This is a genomic window from Kitasatospora sp. NPDC053057, assembly GCF_044546945.1.
Classification (GTDB): Bacteria; Actinomycetota; Actinomycetes; order Streptomycetales; family Streptomycetaceae; genus Kitasatospora.
Genome location: NZ_JBITZP010000028.1, coordinates 57,513 through 75,044 on the forward strand (window position 1 = coordinate 57,513; position 17,532 = coordinate 75,044).

Below are 17,532 nucleotides of genomic sequence, written 5' to 3' on the forward strand. Positions count from 1 at the left end.
AGAACTGTTCGCTGTGAGCGCAGGGTCGCGCCGCGCGCGGTGGGACGACAGCGGGCCCGGACACCGTACGGCGTCCGGGCCCGCTGTGTCGCCTCAGGGGGCTACCGGGGCACTCAGGCCTCGGTGCCCTCCTCGGCAGCGGCCTCGGCGGAGGCGTCGACGGTCTCAGCCGTCTCGTCCTCGTCGTCGAAGTTGATCTCGTTGCCCTCGGTGTCGACGACCTTGGCGGCCTCGACCACGGTGGCCAGCGCCTTGCCGCGGGCGACCTCGCCGACCAGCAGCGGAACCTGGCCGCCCTGGACGACCTGCTGGGCGAACTGGTCCGGGGTGAGGCCCGAGCCGGCGGCGCGGCGGATGAGGTGCTCGGTGAGCTCCTCCTGGTTGACCCCCAGCTCCTCGTTGGCGACGATCTGGTCCAGGACGAACTGGGTCTTGATGCCCTTCTTCGCCTGCTCCTCGATCTCCGCGTCCCACTCCTCGCGGGTCTTGCCCTGGGTCTCCAGGTAGGTGTCGAGGTTCAGGCCCATCGGCTCGAGCTGGTGGTGCTCGACGTTGTGCTTGCGGGTCTCGATCTCGTCCTTCAGGAGCTTCTCGGGGTACTCGATCTCAACCAGCGCGAGCAGGGCGTCGAGGACCTTCTCCTGGGCCTGGGTGGCCTGGTCGTACTCCTTCATGCGCTCCAGGCGCTTGCGGGAGTCGGCGCGCAGGTCCTCCAGGGTGTCGAACTCGCTGGCCAGCTGGGCGAACTCGTCGTCCAGCTCCGGCAGCTCCTTCTCCTGGACGGCCGTGACGGTGACGGTGACCTCGGAGGTCTTGCCGGCCTGGGTGCCACCCTTGAGCTCGGTCTCGAAGGTCTTCTCCTCGCCGGCGGACAGGCCGGTCACGGCCTCGTCGATGCCGTCGATGAGGCGGCCCGAGCCGATCTCGTAGCTGACGCCGGTGGCGGTGCCGTCATCCGGCACCTCACCGTCGACCTTGGCGACGAGGTCGACGACGACGATGTCGCCGGCGGCCGCGGCGCGCTCGACGTCCTTGACCGAGGAGAAGCGCTCGCGCAGCTGCTCGAGCGACTTCTCGATGTCCTCGTCGGAGACGGCGATCGGGTCGACGGTCACCTCGATGGAGGAGAACTCCGGCAGGGTGATCTCGGGACGGATGTCCACCTCGGCGGTGAACTTCAGGTCGCCACCGTCGGCGATCGTCTCGACACCCTCGATGTTGGTGATGTCGGGCTGGCCGAGGACCTCGATCTTGCCCTCGTCGACGGCCTGCGTGTAGAAGCGCGGCAGGGCGTCGTTGACGGCCTCCTCCAGCACGGCACCGCGGCCGAAGCGCTGGTCGATGACGCGAGCCGGGATCTTGCCCTTGCGGAAGCCCGGAACCGTGACCTGCTGGTTGATCTTCTTGTACGCCGCGTCGAGGCTGGGCTTGAGCTCCTCGAAGGGCACCTCGACGGTGAGTCGAACCCGGGTCGGGTTCAGAGTCTCGACGGCGCTCTTCACGGTTAGGTCTCCTATGGGCTTGCGGTCAGGTTGTCTCCGCCCGCCCCGCGCGCCCGGCCGGAGCCGGAACGGGTGGGTCGGACGAGACGGGCGATGGGCGGTTGGAGCTGCATCTCCCGTGTGGGTGGACGGTGAGCTTGACTCCTCGCCCTCGTGCGGTTGACCTGGGTTGACGCCACAGGGACTACCGCCAGCGCCCCATCCTACCGGTACCACGAAAGGCGGACGCCAGACGCCACCGTACCGCCCCAACAGAACAGGGCCCCGCCACGGTGGGCGAGACCCTGCCGCACTGTCGGGGTGACCGGATTCGAACCGACGGCCTTCCGCTCCCAAAGCGGACGCGCTACCAAACTGCGCCACACCCCGTGGTGCCGAGAGGAAGCGTACACGCCGGGCCTGTACGGCTCGCCGAGTTATTCGGGGCGCGACGGAAGAGGGGGGCGCGCGGAATGCGGTGTGCACGGAAGCGGCCGGAGCAGGTAGGCTGTCCCCCGAACTTCCGGCCGGAGACGGCTGGGGGGTCGCGCGGGCGTAGCTCAATGGTAGAGCCCTAGTCTTCCAAACTAGTCACGCGAGTTCGATTCTCGTCGCCCGCTCCGAAGTCCGGCCCCGGTGTGCCCAGCGCACCGGGGCCGTCGTCGTTTCAGAGCCCGAGCCGGGCGGCCCGGGCGGCGGCCCGGTCGAGCAGCCGGTGCACGTCGCCCTCCCGGGTGGTGGGGCGGTCGTTGTACTCGTCCGGGGAGTGCGCCGGGCGGCCGGTGGCGTGCAGCACCTCCATCAGCTGGACCCGCGCGGTGCGCACGGTCGCCGGGGTGCCGTAGCCGTACGCCAGGACGGCCGCCTGGGCGCCGAGCAGGCAGACCCGGCCGGCCCCGTCCCACATCGCGCCCTGCAGCCAGCCGTGGGCGCCGATGTAGCGGGAGGCGAGCCGCAGGTGGTCGGCGGCGGTGACCGGGACGGGCCGGGCGGGGCGGCGCAGCGCCCGGTCGAGCAGGGTGGCCCGGGGCGCCGGGTGGCCGGCGTTCCAGGGGCTCAGGGTGCTTCCGTACCGGCAGACGTACGGCCCGGGGGCGCGGGCGGGGGCGGGCAGCGAGGCCAGGTAGGCCTCGATCTCGGCGACCAGGCCGGAGCCGTCCCACGCGAGCGGGTGCGGCGGACGGGGTGTCAGGGCGGGGCGGGGCATGCGGGCTCTCCAGGCGGGCGACCTTCGGTTTCCGCTCCCCAAAGTGGGGCATTCAGGACATTTTCGCGACCGGAGATTCGGACTGCGCGCGCGGTTTCCCGCACGGCGGTCGGGCCGATAGCCTCGGCGGCGTTCGAGCGCAGTTCGAGCGCGACTCACGCGCCGCGCTCCCGAGGTGGAGGAGTCCCGGTGCGTCCGCAGGAGCGACTGGCCGTCATACAGCGCTGTGTGGTCCGGGAGATGGCGCGGCTGGGCCAGGTCTTCCTGCCGGACGGCGAGGTGGTGCGCGGACCGGGCACCACGGCGGTGGCGGTGCGCGAGCACCCCGGGGACGACGGCGGCGCCGGGCACGTGGACCTCGGCTTCGTGCTGCAGCTGGGCCGGGCGGACGCGCCGGTGGTGTGGGACTGCGCGGCCGGCCTCGGCAAGACCGAGGAGGAGAAGCTCGCGAACGCGGTGAAGATGTGGGCGACCACCACCGCCTCGGTACTGGTCGAGCTGGCGGAGGGACGCGGGGTCCACGCCGACCACCCGGACCTGCCCGAACTCCCGGGCTGGCGGGCGGTGCAGGGGCCGGCGGCGGTGTTCGGCTTCGGCAACGAGCACCTGGCGGCCTGGCTCGCCGAGCACCGGGTGCTGCCCGCGCTGGCTCCGGCGCTGCGCCGGGAGCTGGTCGGGCCGGGCCCGGTCGGGGTGAAGCTCTTCCTGGGCGGGAAGGCGGGCGACGACGTCGCCGAGGTCCGGGTGGGCGGCGAGGTGTCGGAGGCGGCCTCCGCGGCGCTGCGCGCGCTGGACTGGCCGCGCGGCGAACGGCTGTGCTGGGCGCGGCTGTTCGTGCTGCTGACGGCGGAGCGGGCAGCACCGGTCGCGCCCGCGCCGGCGGGTGCCGCGGCACCCGTGCCGGTACGTGCTCCGGCCCCGGCGGCGGCGCGCCCCCGGGGACTGTTCGCTCGCTGGCGGGAGGCCAGGCGGGCCGGCCGGTAGCCCCCGGCGGAGGGCAGGCCGTCGACCCGGCCCGATCAGCCGCCGGTGATGCTGGAGATGCTGTGCGCCAGGTTGGCCAGCAGGGAATTGATCGAGGTTGCCATCGTGGTCTCGTGCAGCATGAAGCCGAACAGGGCGGCGACGATCGCGTGCGGGATCTTCAGCTGCTTGTTCCGGATGAAGATGACGCACAGGATCGCGAACAGGACCAGCGCGGAGACGGAGAGTGCCACCCGGACTCACTTCCTCGTTTCATAGCGTGGCGCCGCCGCCCGGCGGCGCCTGCGAAGCCGGACCCCGGCCTGTCCGACGGTCCCGAGGCGGAATCGCGGACCGTCCGGCGCAGCGCCGGTGAGGGGGCCCGCGTCGGCCAGCCGTCTGGTGTGTCGCACGTGTCGCCCCCCATCCCCCGAATCCTGAAACAGTCCCGCCCGGACTCAGTGTGGTCGACCGTGCCGATTGCGTAAAGGTCTGACAGTCAGCCCAGCGTCGACAATCTGCGGTGCGAGACGAGTTTCCGCCGACCGGGACGATAGCGGAGCCGTTCTGACGAATCGTCGGCGGGGCGGTGCTGAGCGGCCGGGAAACGCCCGGGAGCAGGGACCGGAAGCCACTGATCCGGTCAGCCGACGGGGCGTCCGATATGGCCGAAGATCAGCTGCCAGGCTTGACAGCAGCTGCCGGCGGCATGTGCCTCCCGCCCCGGGCGAGTATCAGTCGCGCCAGAGCAGCAGGACGGCGCGGTCGTCGTTGATGTCCCGGGCCACCGTCTCGATCAGCGCGGCCGCCGCGCCCGCGCCGCTGCCCGGGGCCCCGCCGGGGACCAGCCGGTCGGCCTCCCCCATCAGCCGGTCCATGCCCTCGGCGAGGTCCCGGCCGGGTGCCTCCACCATGCCGTCGGTGCACAGCATCAGCACGTCGCCCCGGTTCAGCCGGCCGCGCACGCCCTCGAACTTGGCGCCGTCGTAGATGCCGAGCAGCGGGCCCTCGGCCTCCTTGACCTCCCAGCGCCCGGCGCCGGCCAGGCGCTGCATGCCGGGCAGGTGCCCGGCCGAGAGCAGTTCGTACTCGCCGGTGTCCAGGTCCAGCACCAGGTGGACGGCGGTGGCGAAGCCCTCCTCCCAGGACTGGCGCAGCAGGTAGCCGTTGGCGGCGGGCAGGAAGTCGTGCGCGGGCAGCGAGCCGACCAGGCCGCCGAAGGCGCCGGACAGCAGCAGCGCCCGCGAGCCCGCGTCCATGCCCTTGCCGGAGACGTCCGCGAGGACCACCTCCAGCAGCCGCTGGCCGGGGCCGGTGCGGGCGGCCACCACGAAGTCGCCGGAGAAGGACTGGCCGCCGGCCGGGCGCAGTGCCATGTCCGCGTGCCAGCCGGCCGGCAGCTCGGGCACCCGGCTCTGCACCCGCAGCCGCTCGCGCAGGTCGAACAGCATGGTGGAGCCGCCCCACCAGGGGACGCCGACCCGGGCCCGGAACTGGGCCAGCAGCAGGCCGCCCACCCCGGCGGCGCCGACCACCAGGGCCGCGCCGGGGGTCACGCCGTAGACGTAGGCCTCGGGGTTCTCGCTGGCGACCCGCTGGCCGGTGTGGATCACGGACTCGGCGGACAGCCCGAGGGCGGCCAGCGCGTAGAGCACCACCAGGCTGCCGGGGCGCAGCAGCAGCGCGCCGGCCAGGATCGGCAGGACCAGGGCGGTGGGCGGGGCCCAGTCGGGGATCCCGACGTTGAGCAGGATCATCAGCGGGACGAGCAGGGCCAGCGCGCAGAGCACCGGCCAGTCGGCGGCGCCGCCGCGGAAGTAGTCGACCCCGGCCGTGCGCAGCCTTCGGCGGGCCCGGCGGAGCCTCTTGCGCAGCCGGGCCGTCACGGGCTCGGGCGTCGGAGCGGCGCCGGGCCTCGTCGCAGTCGTCTGGGGCGGTGCGCCCGGCGGTCTGCCAGCCATGGGGCCCGACCCTATCCACGGGTGCGGCCCGGCGTCGACGGGCCGGGGGCGGGCGGCGGCGCGGGCGCGCGGGCCGCTCGGCGGGTTTCGGCCGATCGGGGCGGTGGCGGGCGCGCCGTCAGGAGGCGTGCGCCGGTTGGGCGTAGGGGAGCCTGCGGGCGGCGTGTACGCCCCGCGTGCGGGAGTGCGGGTGCGCCGGGGCCTGTGGCCGATCCCACAGGTGGCGCGCGGGCCGCGAACGACGGCGGCCGGCCGCACGGGGGGGTGCGGCCGGCCGTCGGTGACGGGTGGGTGGCGGGTCAGCCCTGGGGGTGGTGGGCCGGGATCGGCGGGAGCTCGCCGGTGGTCTCGTACTCGCTCAGCATCTCGATCCGGCGGGTGTGCCGGGCCTCGCCGCTGTAGGGGGTGTTGAGGAAGACCTCAACGAACTTGGTGGCCTCGTCCTCGGTGTGCATCCGCCCGCCGATGGAGATCACGTTGGCGTTGTTGTGCTGACGGCCGAGCTCGGCGGTCTGCACGCTCCAGGCCAGCGCCGCACGGACGCCCTTGACCTTGTTGGCGGCGATCGCCTCGCCGTTGCCCGAGCCGCCGATCACGATGCCCAGGGCGTCCTCGTCGGCGGCGGTGCGCTCGGCGGCACGCAGGCAGAACGGCGGGTAGTCGTCCTCGGCGTCGTAGATGTGCGGCCCGCAGTCGACCGGCTGGTGGCCGGCCCCCTTCAGCCACTCCACCAGGTGGTTCTTCAGTTCGTATCCGGCATGGTCGGAGCCCAGGTACACGCGCATGCCATGAGTGTGGCATGCGGGCGCGCCCGGGCCCGACAACGGGGGGCGTCGGCGTCAGCGCCGGCCGAGCAGCTTCCAGGCGAGCGGCAGGGCGCCGGCGGCGAAGGCGGCCTTGAGCGCGTCGCCGACCAGGTACGGGTAGAGGCCCAGCTCGGCGGCGCGGGCCAGGGACACGTGCAGGGTGAGGGCCAGGTACGGGACGCCGACCGCGTAGATGGCGAGGCTGCCGAGGGCCATGGTGACGGCGGTGTTCACCGGGGTGCGGTCGGCGCCGCGGCGGGCCAGCGCGCCGGTCAGGGCGGCGGCGAGGACGAAGCCGAGCACGTAGCCGAGGGAGGGCATGGCCCAGCCGGAGGTGCCCTCGGCGAACCAGGGCAGGCCCGCCATGCCGGCCAGCAGGTAGAGCGCCAGCGAGGCGACGCCGCGGCGGGCGCCGAGCGCGGTGCCGACCAGCAGGGCGGCGAAGGTCTGGCCGGTGACCGGCACCGGCGAGCCGGGGACGTTCACCGACAGCTGGGCGGCCACGCCGGTCAGCGCGGCGCCGCCGACCACCAGGGCCAGGTCGCGGGCCTGGGCGCCGAGGCGGGTGGAGGCGGTGGGCAGCAGGTCGGCGAGGACGGCGCGGCGCGCTATCGGGGCGGTGGCAGTGGCCATCGGGGGTTCCTCCGTGAGGGTCCAGGTGAGTGAACACCTGTGAACCTACGCGGTGATCCACTGCGTCGCCGCCACGGTTTCGGACAAAGCACCGCCCCCGGGAGTTGTCGGAACCGGCCCGAAACGACGATCCGTCAATCTACCGCCACGTACTGTCACCGGCCGGTCCGCATGGTGGGCCCGGGGCGGACAACCTTGGCATGAACAGTGGGCCCCCCGGATATTGGACAACTCATGCCGCATTCCGCACAGTCTGGATCCAGCCCTATGGCCCCCACCCCCGCGCCCCCGGCGCCCGGGACCACCGACAGCACCCCGCAGGCGTCCGGCGGCCAGCAGCTCAGCCACGGGCTCAAGCAGCGCCACCTGTCGATGATCGCCCTCGGCGGCGTCATCGGGGCGGGCCTGTTCGTGGGCTCCGGCGCCGGCATCGCCGCCGCCGGTCCGGCGATCATCCTCGCCTTCACCCTCTCCGGTCTGCTGGTCATGCTGATCATGCGGATGCTCGGCGAGATGTCCGCCGCCCGCCCGGCCTCCGGCTCCTTCTCGGTGCACGCCGAGAAGGAGATCGGCCCCTGGGCCGGGATCACGGCCGGCTGGATGTACTGGGTGATGCTCTGCTGCGGCGTCGCCGCCGAGGCCACCGCCGCCGGGAAGATCGTCAACGGCTGGATACCCGGGGTCTCCTCCTGGGTCTGGGTCGGCCTGTTCATGGTCTTCTTCTGCGCCAGCAACCTGACCGCGGTGAAGAACTTCGGCGAGTTCGAGTTCTGGTTCGCCGCCGTCAAGGTCGCCGCGATCATCACCTTCCTGGTCCTCGGCGGGCTCGGCATCGCCGGCGTGATCGGCCCCGGCGCCCCCGGCAGCACCAACCTCACCGGCCACGGCGGCTTCCTGCCCAACGGCGTCAGCGGACTGATCGTCGGCCTGCTCGCCTCGGTCTTCGCGTACGGCGGCCTGGAGACGGTGACCATCGCCGCGGCCGAGTCCGACGATCCCAAGAGGAACGTCGCCAACGCGGTGCGCACGGCGGTGTGGCGGATCGCGATCTTCTACATCGGCTCGATGGCCCTGGTGGTCACCCTGGTCTCCTGGAAGGACCCGGCGGTCGTCGCCGACGGCCCGTACGTCACGGTGCTGCGCCACCTCGGGGTCCCCGGGGCCGGGACGATCATGGAGGTGGTGGTGCTGATCGCGCTGCTGTCCGCGATGAACGCCAACATCTACGGCGCCTCCCGGATGGCGTACTCGCTGGTCGGCCGCGGCCAGGGCCCCAAGGCGCTGGCCAAGGTCAGCGGCGGGGTGCCGCGCCGGGCCGTGCTGGTCTCCTGCCTGTTCGGCTTCGGCGCCGTGCTGGCCGCCAAGTTCTGGCCGGCCACCGTGTTCACCTGGCTGATGAACACCACCGGCGTCGCGATCCTGGTGGTCTGGCTGTTCATCTGCATCGTCCAGCTGCGGATGCGCCGCCGGCTGGAGCGCGAGGCGCCCGAGCTGCTCACCGTGAAGATGTGGGGCTACCCGTACCTGACCTGGATCGCCATGGCCGCGGTGGCCGGCATCCTCGCCCTGATGACCACCACCGAGGGCAACCGCCAGCAGCTGTACGCGGCCGGTGTGCTGGTCGCGGTGCTCATCACGGCCGGCCTGCTCAAGCAGCGCCGGGACGCGGCCGCGGGCTGAGCCCGTACGCACCCGGAAGGGGCCCGGTACCGAGCTGGTACCGGGCCCCTTCCGCGTTCCCGCCGGTCCTACTCGAAGGACGGGCCCGCCGTGCGGGTGCGCTTGATCTCGTAGAAGCCCGGGGTGGAGGCCACCAGCAGGGTGCCGTCCCACAGCCGGGCCGCGGCCTCGCCCTTGGGGGCCGGGGTGACCACCGGGCCGAAGAAGGCGACCCGCTCGCCGTCCGCGCCCTCGACCGCGATCACCGGGGTGCCGACGTCCTCGCCGACCAGGGTGATGCCCTCCTTGTGGGAGGCGCGCAGGGCCTCGTCGTACGCGTCGGTGTCCGCCGCGTCCGCCAGCTCGACGGGCAGGCCGGCGGCCACCAGGGCGGCCTCGACGGTCTCCCGGTTCTGCGGCAGGCCCTGGTTGTGGAAGCGCAGGCCCAGCTCGGTGTAGAGCCGGCCCAGCACCTCCTCGCCGTGCTGCTGGGCGGCCGCGATGCACACCCGCACCGCGCCCCAGGCGTTGTCCAGCAGCTCGCGGTAGTTCTGCGGCAGGTCACGGTGCTCGTTGAGCACCGACAGGCTCATCACGTGCCAGTTCACGTCGACCGGGCGCAGCTGCTGGACCTCGATCAGCCAGCGGGACGTCATCCACGCCCACGGGCAGGCCGGGTCGAACCAGAAGTCGGCGGTCTTGCGCTCAGCGGCAGTCGTCACTGGGTCTCGTCCTTCGTGAGGTGTTCCGAGGCGTCGGGGCAATGGCCCCACCCGACCCCCAACACCCGCGCGCCGCCGCTGATTCCGGCCCGGACGCGACGGCCTGTGCAATGGTACCGGCCGGGGCGGGCGTGAAAGGATGCCCCTGCGTGCGCGATGCACACCGCGCGCGGACCGCACCACCCACACACGCGCACCACCCACACACGCACCACCGTGCGAGCCGGACAAAGGAGTACCGCCGTGCCGGGCAAGAACCTGAGCCGCGAGGAAGCACAGCAGCGAGCCGGCGTCCTGGCCGTCGACGGCTACCTGGTCCGGCTGGACGTGACCTCGGCCCCCGACCCGGCCGCCGCCACCTTCCGCTCCACCACCACGATCACCTTCCGCTGCTCCCGGCCCGGCGCCGACACCTTCCTCGACCTGCTCGCCCCCGCCGTCCGCTCGGTCACCCTCAACGGCCGCGCCCTCGACCCGGCCACCGCCTACGACGGCGCCCGGGTGCACGTCGACGGCCTGGCCGCCGAGAACGTCCTCACCGTCGAGGCCGACTGCGCCTACAGCCGCACCGGCGAGGGCCTGCACCGCTTCGTCGACCCGGCGGACGGCGAGACCTACCTGTACACCCACTACGAGCCGGCCGACGCCCGCCGGGTGTTCGCGAACTTCGAACAGCCCGACCTGAAGGCCCCGTTCACCTTCACGGTGACCGCCCCCGCGGCCTGGGACGTGCGCTCCAACGCCGTGCACGAGACGGTCACCGCCGAAGGCGACGCCCGCACCTGGGAGTTCGCGCCGACCAAGCCGATCTCCACCTACCTCACCGCCGTGGTAGCCGGCCCGTACCACGTCGTGAACGACCACTACAGCCGCGAACTCACCGACGGCACCGCCCTGGAGATCCCGCTCGCCGCGCTCTGCCGCAAGTCGCTGGCCCCGCACTTCGACGCGGAGGAGATCCTCGGCGTCACCAAGCTCGGACTCGACTTCTTCCACGAGACCTTCGACTACCCGTACCCCTTCGGCAAGTACGACCAGGCGTTCGTCCCCGAGTACAACATCGGCGCGATGGAGAACCCCGGCTGCGTGACCTTCAAGGAGGAGTTCGTCTTCCGCTCGAAGGTCACCGACGCCGCCTACGAGTCCCGCGCCAACGTCGTGCTGCACGAGATGGCGCACATGTGGTTCGGCGACCTGGTCACCCCGCGCTGGTGGGACGACCTGTGGCTGAAGGAGTCCTTCGCCGACTTCATGGGCTCCTACGCCCTGATCGGCGCCCGCACCCGGTACTCCTCCGCCTGGGTCACCTTCGCCAACCAGCGCAAGGCCTGGGCCTACCGGCAGGACCAGTTCCCCACCACCCACCCGATCACCGCCGACATCCGCGACCTCGAGGACGCCAAGCTCAACTTCGACGGGATCACCTACGCCAAGGGCGCCTCCGTCCTCAAGCAGCTGGTCGCGTACGTCGGTTCGGAGGCCTTCTTCGAGGGCGCCCGCCGCTACTTCAAGCGGCACGCCTTCGGCAACACCGAACTGGGCGACCTGCTGGGCGTGCTGGAGGAGACCAGCGGGCGCGACCTGAAGAGCTGGGCCGCCGCCTGGCTGCAGACCGCCGGGGTCAACGCGCTCACCCCGCAGGTCACCACCGACGCCGAGGGCCGGATCACCGAGCTGGCCGTCCTCCAGGACGCCGCTGCGGACGATTCCGCGACTCCGTCGCGTGGCCTGCGCCCGCACCGGATCGCGATCGGCCTGTACGACCGGGACGCCGACGGCGCCCTGCTGTGCACCGACCGGATCGAGCTGGACGTCACCGGCGCCCGCACCGTCGTCGCCGAAGCCGTCGGCCGCCGGCGCCCGGACCTGGTCCTGCTCAACGACGAGGACCTGACCTACTGCAAGATCCGCTTCGACGCCGACTCGCTGGAGACCCTGCGCACCGGCCTCGGCGACATCCGCGACGAGCTGGCCCGGGCGCTCGCCTGGTCCGCCGTCTGGAACCTCACCCGGGACGGCCTGATGCCGGCCCGCGACTACGTCGCCCTGGTGCTGCGCTTCGCCGGCCAGGAGGGCAACATCGGTGTGCTGCAGTCGCTGCACGCCCAGTCCAAGACCGCCGTCGACCTGTACGCCGCCCCCGAGTGGCGCGCCGAGGGCGCCCGGAAGCTCGCCGACGGCGCCCTGCACGAGCTGCGCGCGGCCGTCCCCGGCAGCGACCACCAGCTCGCCTGGGCCCGCTTCCTGGCCCAGACCGCGGGCGGCGCCGAGCACCTCGGCCTGGTCCGCGGCCTGCTGGCCGGCAGCGCCCGGATCGACGGCCTGGAGGTCGACCAGGAGCTGCGCTGGTCGCTGTGGCTGGCGCTGGCCGCCGCCGGACAGGCCGCCGACGAGGAACTGGCCGGCGAGCTGGCCGCCGACAACACCGCGGGCGGCAAGCGCCAGTACACCCAGTGCCTGGCCGCCCGGCCCACCCCGGAGGCCAAGGCCGCCGCCTGGTCGGCCGTGATCGACTCCGACGAGCTGCCGAGCGCCCTGGTCGAGGCCAACAGCGCGGGCTTCGCGATCCCCGCCCAGCGCGACCTGACCGCCCTCTACGCGGCGCCGTACTTCAAGCTGCTGGAGCGGGTCTGGGCCGAGCGGACCATCGAGATCGCGATGCGGATCGTCGGCGGCTTCTTCCCGATCGCCCAGACCGACGAGCAGACCCTGGCCGAGGCGGACGCCTGGCTGGACGGCCACCCGCAGGCCGCGCCGGCGCTGCGCCGACTGGTGCTGGAGCGCCGGGACGACCTGGCCCGCGCCCTGCGGGCGCAGGCCTGCGACCGGGCCTGACCGGCTGAGGAAGGGGCCCGCCGACTCGATGTCGGCGGGCCCCTTCGGTGTTGACCGTCCTCGGGGCGGACGGCGTTGCGGAAGGCGGCGTGCAAAGGGGCCGGACCGCGCGTGCGGTCCGGCCCCTTCAGGCGCTGGTGCGGGACTCAGCCGATCAGCGAGCGCAGCACGTACTGCAGGATGCCGCCGTTGCGGTAGTAGTCCGCCTCACCGGGGGTGTCGATGCGGACGACCGCGTCGAACTCCTTGTCACCGGCCTTGACCTTGACGGTCTTCGGGGTGCGGCCCTCGTTGAGCTCGGTCACGCCGGTGATGGAGAAGGTCTCCTCGCCGGTCAGGCCGAGGGAGTCGGCGTTCTGGCCCTCCGGGAACTGCAGCGGCAGGACGCCCATGCCGATCAGGTTCGAGCGGTGGATGCGCTCGTAGGACTCGGCGATGACGGCCTTGACGCCCAGCAGCGCGGTGCCCTTGGCGGCCCAGTCGCGGGACGAGCCGGAGCCGTACTCCTTGCCCGCCAGGACGACCAGCGGGACGCCGGCGGCCTGGTAGTTCTGCGAGGCGTCGTAGATGAACGACACCGGGGCGTCGGCCTGGGTGAAGTCGCGGGTGTAGCCGCCCTCGGTGCCCGGCGCGATCTGGTTGCGCAGGCGGATGTTGGCGAAGGTGCCGCGGATCATGACCTCGTGGTTGCCACGGCGCGAGCCGTAGGAGTTGAAGTCACGCTTCTCGACGCCGTTGGCGGTCAGGTACTGCGCCGCCGGGGTGCCCGGCTTGATGTTGCCGGCCGGGGAGATGTGGTCGGTGGTGACCGAGTCGCCCAGCTTGGCCAGGACGCGGGCGCCGGCGATGTCGGTCACCGGGCTCGGGGTCTTGGCCATGCCCTCGAAGTACGGGGGCTTGCGGACGTAGGTGGACTCGGCGTCCCACTCGAAGGTGTTGCCGGTCGGGACCGGGAGCGACTGCCAGCGGTGGTCGCCGGCGAAGACGTCCTGGTAGCCCTTGTCGAACATCGCCTCGTCGATGGAGCCGGCGACGGTGTCGGCGACCTCCTGCTCGGACGGCCAGATGTCGGCGAGGAAGACGTCGTTGCCGTCGGCGTCCTGGCCCAGGGCGTCCTTGGTGATGTCGATGTTCATGTTGCCGGCGAGGGCGTAGGCGACCACCAGCGGCGGGGAGGCCAGGTAGTTCATCTTGACGTCCGGGTTGATCCGGCCCTCGAAGTTGCGGTTGCCGGAGAGCACCGAGACGACCGCGAGGTCGGACTCGTTGACGGCGGCCGAGACCTCCTCGGGCAGCGGGCCCGAGTTGCCGATGCAGGTGACGCAGCCGTAGCCGACCAGGTTGAAGCCCAGCTTCTCCATGTACGGGAGCAGGCCGGCCTTCTCGTAGTAGTCCATGACGACCTTGGAGCCGGGCGCCAGGGTGGTCTTGACCCAGGGCTTGACGTGCAGGCCCTTCTCCACGGCCTTCTTCGCCAGCAGGGCGGCGCCCAGCATGACGGAGGGGTTGGAGGTGTTGGTGCAGGAGGTGATCGAGGCGATCACGACCGCGCCGTTGTCGATCTCGTAGGTCGAGCCGTCGGGGGCGGTGACGGTGGTCGGCTTCGAGGCCTCGGCGGAGTAGGTCGGCAGCGCCTCGGCGAACCGCTCGGCGGCCTCGGCCAGGATCACGCGGTCCTGCGGGCGCTTCGGGCCGGAGATCGACGGGACGACGGTGGAGACGTCCAGCTCCAGGTACTCGGAGTAGACCGGCTCGACCGACGGGTCGTGCCAGAGGCCCTGCTCCTTGGCGTACGCCTCGACCAGGGCGAGCTGCTGCTCGTCGCGGCCGGTGAGCTTGAGGTAGTTGATGGTCTCGGCGTCGATCGGGAAGATCGCGCAGGTCGAACCGAACTCCGGCGACATGTTGCCGATGGTGGCGCGGTTGGCCAGCGGGATGGCGCCGATGCCGTCGCCGTAGAACTCGACGAACTTGCCGACCACACCGTGCTTGCGCAGCATCTCGGTGATGGTGAGCACCAGGTCGGTGGCGGTGGTGCCGGCCGGCAGCTCGCCGGTCAGCTTGAAGCCGACCACGCGCGGGATCAGCATGGAGACCGGCTGGCCCAGCATGGCGGCCTCGGCCTCGATGCCGCCGACGCCCCAGCCCAGCACGCCCAGGCCGTTGACCATGGTGGTGTGCGAGTCGGTGCCGACGCAGGTGTCCGGGTACGCCTGGCCGCCGCGGACCATGACGGTGCGGGCCAGGTGCTCGATGTTCACCTGGTGGACGATGCCGGTGCCCGGCGGGACGACCTTGAACTCGTCGAAGGCGGTCTGGCCCCAGCGCAGGAACTGGTAGCGCTCCTTGTTGCGGCCGTACTCGATCTCGACGTTCTGGGTGAACGCGTCCTTGGTGCCGAACTTGTCGGCGATGACCGAGTGGTCGATGACCAGCTCGGCCGGGGCCAGCGGGTTGATCTTGGCCGGGTCGCCGCCCAGCTCCTTGACGGCCTCGCGCATGGTGGCGAGGTCGACCACGCACGGCACGCCGGTGAAGTCCTGCATGATCACGCGGGCGGGCGTGAACTGGATCTCCTGGCTCGGCTGGGCCTTCTCGTCCCAGTTGCCGAGGGCGCGGATGTGGTCGGCGGTGATGTTCGCGCCGTCCTCCGTGCGGAGCAGGTTCTCCAGCAGCACCTTGAGGCTGTAGGGCAGCCGCTCGGAACCCTCGACGGCGGAGAGCTTGAAGATCTCGTACGACTCGTCGCCCACCTGCAGCGAGCTGCGGGCGTCGAAGCTGTTCGCGGACACGACTGACTCCTTCTGGGTGCTTCGTGCGATATCCGGCCGCCACGCGGTGGTAAGGTCAGCCTTACTTAGGCTTGCCTTGCCCGCATCGCCGGTGAGCGCCTCTCGGCAAGTATCTTGATGTCGAGATATATCGTAAGGGGCAGTTATCTCGATGTCGAGATAAACCATAGTGCATGCCGCCGCCATCACCACCGCAGGCATGCCCCGGTGCGTTTCAGTGCAGGTCAGCGGCCGTCCGGACCGCGGCGCTTGCGCTCCAGCCGGATCAGCCAGACCGCCCCCGCCACGATCGCGGCAGCCAGCAACAACACCACCACGAGCTCACCACCGGAGCCGCCGCTCGGCTCGGGGGCGACGTCGGCCAGCAGGGTCGTCGTCCTCATACCTTCACCTCCTTTCGTCCCGTCCGCACCCGGTCGGCTCCAGAGCGCGGGCCCTCGCCAAGGCCGAGGACCAGCATCAGCAGCACCGGGAACTCCAGATACGCGTGGTAACTGGCCAGCGCCGCGTACACCGAGCGGCCCTGGGCGTAATCCACGGCGAACAACAGGGCCAGCAGCGCACCCGCCCCCGCCCCCAGCGCCCACGCCCGCCGGCCCCGCAGGCCCGGCACCCGGGCCTCGAAGCGCTCCGCCGCCTCCGGCGCGTACCTCGGCAGGAACCACACCCACACCACGTAGTGCATCGTCTGCAGGAAGGCGAACACCGCCAGGAAGCGCAGGCCCACCTGCGGCGTCAGCCAGCCCGGCGGGGTGTAGACCGCCGCCAGCCGGTCCGTCCAGCCGCCCGGGCGCTGGGACAGCAAGCCGTCCAGCCACCCGCTCAGCAACAGCGCCGGAACGAGCAGCACCCAGACGGACTGCAGCACCAGGAACGCCGCGCGCCCCCGCGCCAGCCTGCGCGACCACTCCGCCAGGAACAGCAGCGGCACCACGTTGTGCAGGTGCGCCAGCACCACGAAGTGGTACGCCGGGAAGGCCAGCGAGGCCGAACCCGCGCCCACCAGCCCCACCCCGGCCGCCGCCAGCAGCCACGGCCGGCCGCGCAGCCCGTACCGGCAGGCCGCCGCCAGCAGACCGTAGGCGAGCAGGATCTCAGCCGACTGGGACAGCCGGGACGGCGGCAGCAGCCGGCACAGCACGATCCCGGTCACCAGCGCCAGCAGCAGCCGCAGCAGCGGACCGGCCAGCACCGCGGCGAAGCGGCCCGCCACGTAGCGCAGCTCCAGCACGTTGTGCAGCAGGCCGAACACCGCCAGGCCCAGCACCGCCAGACCGGTCGGCGCCCGCAGGGCCAGCACCAGCGCCAGGGCCGCCGAGAGCGCGAAGCCCGCGAACGGCGCCCCGCCCAGCCGGGCCGTCGGACCGGGCGCGGGCCAGGTTCCCGGGCCCGCCCCGGTACCCGCCCGGATCCCCGTGGTCGCCATGCTCCCCCTCCTCGTGGCACGATCCCCGCCGTGCGCTACCCGGTGGCCCTCGCCCTCACCCTGCTGACCGAGACACCCGTCTACACCGCCGCCCTCGCCCGGATCGGGCGGGTGCGCCCCCGGCGGGCGGCCGCGGCCGGCGTACTCGTCAACCTGGTGACCCACCCACTGCTCTGGTGGACCCTCCGGCACTGGACCGACGGGCCCGCCGCAGCGTACTGGACCGGCTTCGCGCTCAGCGAGGCAGCGGTCTGCGCGGTCGAGGCGCTGCTGCTGTGCCCCGTCACCGGGCTGCGCCCGCGCGACCCGCTGCCCTGGATCGCCTCCGGCACCGCCAACGCCACCTCGCTGCTGGCCGGGCTGCTGCTCGGCGGCTGAAACCGGATCCGGTCCGCCCGTAACGCGGGCGGCCGGCTCGCGCGTCCAGTCGGGCACAGGGGCGGGAACGCCCGCACAGGGCGGGAACGCCGCACACGGGGCACGAGGGGAACAGCGTGATCGGGAAGACGCGACGGGCCGAGGAGAGCGCGGAGTTCGAGCACTTCGCGTACAGCCGTGGACAGCGGCTCTTCCGCACCGCGCTGCTGCTCTGCGGCGACTGGCACCTCGCCGAGGACCTCACCCAGGTCACCCTCGCCAAGCTCTTCGCCGCCTGGCCCAAGGTTCGCCGGGCCGACAACCAGGACGCCTACGCGCGCGGCACGCTGGTGCGCAGCTACCTCTCCCACCGGCGGCTGCGCCGCAGCGGCGAACGGCCCTCCCTCGGCGAACTCCCCGAGGGCGTCGCCCCCGGCGACGACCCGGCGCTGCGGGTCACCCTGCTCGCCGCCCTCGCCGAACTCCAGCCCCGGGACCGGGCGGTGCTCGTCCTGCGGTACTGGGAGGACCGCAGCGTCGAGGAGACCGCCGCCGAACTCGGCGTCAGCGCGGGCGCGGTGCGCGCCCAGTCGCTGCGCGCCCTCAACCGGCTGCGCGCCGTCCTCGGCCCCGAGGCGGCCGAACACCTCACCCGCTCCTGAGCCCACACCAGCTGCTTCGGAAGGAACG

15 protein-coding genes and 2 tRNA genes are annotated in these 17,532 nt (G+C 72.4%); 6 read left to right on the forward strand and 11 right to left on the reverse strand.

The window, feature by feature from the left end:
* Positions 1-113: 113 nt before the first annotated feature.
* Both tig and ACIG5E_RS26400 read right to left on the reverse strand, forming a co-directional pair.
* Entirely contained in the window at positions 114-1,502 is a 1,389-nt protein-coding gene (gene tig, locus ACIG5E_RS26395; RefSeq protein WP_396537321.1) for a trigger factor, read from the reverse strand.
* 295 nt (positions 1,503-1,797) lie between these two features.
* Positions 1,798-1,871: transfer RNA gene (locus tag ACIG5E_RS26400), tRNA-Pro, on the reverse strand.
* A gap of 159 nt (positions 1,872-2,030) precedes the next feature.
* Between ACIG5E_RS26400 and ACIG5E_RS26405 the strand changes: the two genes are divergently transcribed.
* Positions 2,031-2,101, forward strand: a tRNA-Gly gene (locus ACIG5E_RS26405).
* 47 nt (positions 2,102-2,148) lie between these two features.
* On the opposite strand, the gene ACIG5E_RS26410 is transcribed toward ACIG5E_RS26405, so the two are convergent.
* Positions 2,149-2,688 (reverse strand): hypothetical protein, encoded by a 540-nt coding sequence (locus ACIG5E_RS26410; protein WP_396537323.1) that lies wholly within the window; start codon positions 2,686-2,688, stop codon positions 2,149-2,151.
* Positions 2,689-2,877: 189 nt separating this feature from the next.
* Between ACIG5E_RS26410 and ACIG5E_RS26415 the strand changes: the two genes are divergently transcribed.
* The gene (locus ACIG5E_RS26415; protein ID WP_396537325.1) at positions 2,878-3,672 is read left to right on the forward strand and encodes a DUF6348 family protein; all 795 of its coding nucleotides are present in this window, start codon (positions 2,878-2,880) and stop codon (positions 3,670-3,672) included.
* Positions 3,673-3,707: 35 nt separating this feature from the next.
* On the opposite strand, the gene ACIG5E_RS26420 is transcribed toward ACIG5E_RS26415, so the two are convergent.
* The 4 genes from ACIG5E_RS26420 to ACIG5E_RS26435 form a co-directional block, all read right to left on the reverse strand.
* A complete protein-coding gene (locus tag ACIG5E_RS26420) occupies positions 3,708-3,905 on the reverse strand; it encodes a hypothetical protein (protein ID WP_396537327.1) in 198 nt (65 codons plus the stop codon).
* 480 nt (positions 3,906-4,385) lie between these two features.
* The gene (locus tag ACIG5E_RS26425) at positions 4,386-5,525 is read right to left on the reverse strand and encodes a PP2C family protein-serine/threonine phosphatase (protein ID WP_396537400.1); all 1,140 of its coding nucleotides are present in this window, start codon (positions 5,523-5,525) and stop codon (positions 4,386-4,388) included.
* A gap of 386 nt (positions 5,526-5,911) precedes the next feature.
* Positions 5,912-6,397, reverse strand: a complete 486-nt coding sequence (locus tag ACIG5E_RS26430) for a ribose-5-phosphate isomerase (RefSeq protein ID WP_396537329.1) — start codon at positions 6,395-6,397, stop codon at positions 5,912-5,914.
* A 54-nt stretch (positions 6,398-6,451) separates the two neighbouring features.
* On the reverse strand, positions 6,452-7,051 hold the full coding sequence (locus ACIG5E_RS26435) for a biotin transporter BioY (protein ID WP_396537331.1): 600 nt from the start codon (positions 7,049-7,051) through the stop codon (positions 6,452-6,454).
* 267 nt (positions 7,052-7,318) lie between these two features.
* On the opposite strand from ACIG5E_RS26435, the gene ACIG5E_RS26440 reads away from it, so the two are divergent.
* Entirely contained in the window at positions 7,319-8,731 is a 1,413-nt protein-coding gene (locus tag ACIG5E_RS26440) for an amino acid permease (RefSeq protein WP_396537333.1), read from the forward strand.
* Between the two features lie 68 nt (positions 8,732-8,799).
* Here the strand turns inward: ACIG5E_RS26440 and ACIG5E_RS26445 are convergent, their stop codons facing one another.
* Positions 8,800-9,432, reverse strand: coding sequence for a DsbA family protein (locus tag ACIG5E_RS26445; RefSeq protein WP_030283737.1), 633 nt, complete (start codon positions 9,430-9,432; stop codon positions 8,800-8,802).
* A gap of 243 nt (positions 9,433-9,675) precedes the next feature.
* Between ACIG5E_RS26445 and pepN the strand changes: the two genes are divergently transcribed.
* Positions 9,676-12,267, forward strand: coding sequence for an aminopeptidase N (gene pepN, locus ACIG5E_RS26450; RefSeq protein ID WP_396537335.1), 2,592 nt, complete (start codon positions 9,676-9,678; stop codon positions 12,265-12,267).
* A 146-nt stretch (positions 12,268-12,413) separates the two neighbouring features.
* On the opposite strand, the gene acnA is transcribed toward pepN, so the two are convergent.
* The 3 genes from acnA to ACIG5E_RS26465 form a co-directional block, all read right to left on the reverse strand.
* Positions 12,414-15,059 (reverse strand): aconitate hydratase AcnA, encoded by a 2,646-nt coding sequence (gene acnA, locus ACIG5E_RS26455; RefSeq protein WP_396537337.1) that lies wholly within the window; start codon positions 15,057-15,059, stop codon positions 12,414-12,416.
* A 224-nt stretch (positions 15,060-15,283) separates the two neighbouring features.
* Positions 15,284-15,442: a hypothetical protein gene (locus ACIG5E_RS26460; RefSeq protein WP_396537339.1), complete on the reverse strand. Its 159-nt coding sequence runs from the start codon at positions 15,440-15,442 to the stop codon at positions 15,284-15,286.
* Complete coding sequence (locus ACIG5E_RS26465) at positions 15,439-16,485, reverse strand: hypothetical protein (RefSeq protein WP_396537341.1); 1,047 nt, start codon at positions 16,483-16,485, stop codon at positions 15,439-15,441. The genes ACIG5E_RS26460 and ACIG5E_RS26465 overlap by 4 nt, the downstream gene beginning before the upstream one ends.
* A 30-nt stretch (positions 16,486-16,515) precedes the next feature.
* On the opposite strand from ACIG5E_RS26465, the gene ACIG5E_RS26470 reads away from it, so the two are divergent.
* Positions 16,516-16,863: a hypothetical protein gene (locus ACIG5E_RS26470; RefSeq protein ID WP_396537343.1), complete on the forward strand. Its 348-nt coding sequence runs from the start codon at positions 16,516-16,518 to the stop codon at positions 16,861-16,863.
* Positions 16,864-16,979: 116 nt separating this feature from the next.
* Positions 16,980-17,504: a SigE family RNA polymerase sigma factor gene (locus tag ACIG5E_RS26475; RefSeq protein WP_396537345.1), complete on the forward strand. Its 525-nt coding sequence runs from the start codon at positions 16,980-16,982 to the stop codon at positions 17,502-17,504.
* Positions 17,505-17,532: the final 28 nt, after the last annotated feature.

Excerpts from the sequence above, each read along its gene's own strand:
- ACIG5E_RS26410 (WP_396537323.1), bottom strand. The coding sequence starts at position 2,688 with ATGCCCCGCCCCGCCCTGACACCCCGTCCGCCGCACCCGCTCGCGTGG.
- ACIG5E_RS26430 (WP_396537329.1), bottom strand. The coding sequence starts at position 6,397 with ATGCGCGTGTACCTGGGCTCCGACCATGCCGGATACGAACTGAAGAAC.
- ACIG5E_RS26435 (WP_396537331.1), bottom strand. The coding sequence starts at position 7,051 with ATGGCCACTGCCACCGCCCCGATAGCGCGCCGCGCCGTCCTCGCCGAC.
- ACIG5E_RS26440 (WP_396537333.1), top strand. The coding sequence starts at position 7,319 with ATGGCCCCCACCCCCGCGCCCCCGGCGCCCGGGACCACCGACAGCACC.
- ACIG5E_RS26460 (WP_396537339.1), bottom strand. The coding sequence starts at position 15,442 with ATGAGGACGACGACCCTGCTGGCCGACGTCGCCCCCGAGCCGAGCGGC.
- ACIG5E_RS26465 (WP_396537341.1), bottom strand. The coding sequence starts at position 16,485 with ATGGCGACCACGGGGATCCGGGCGGGTACCGGGGCGGGCCCGGGAACC.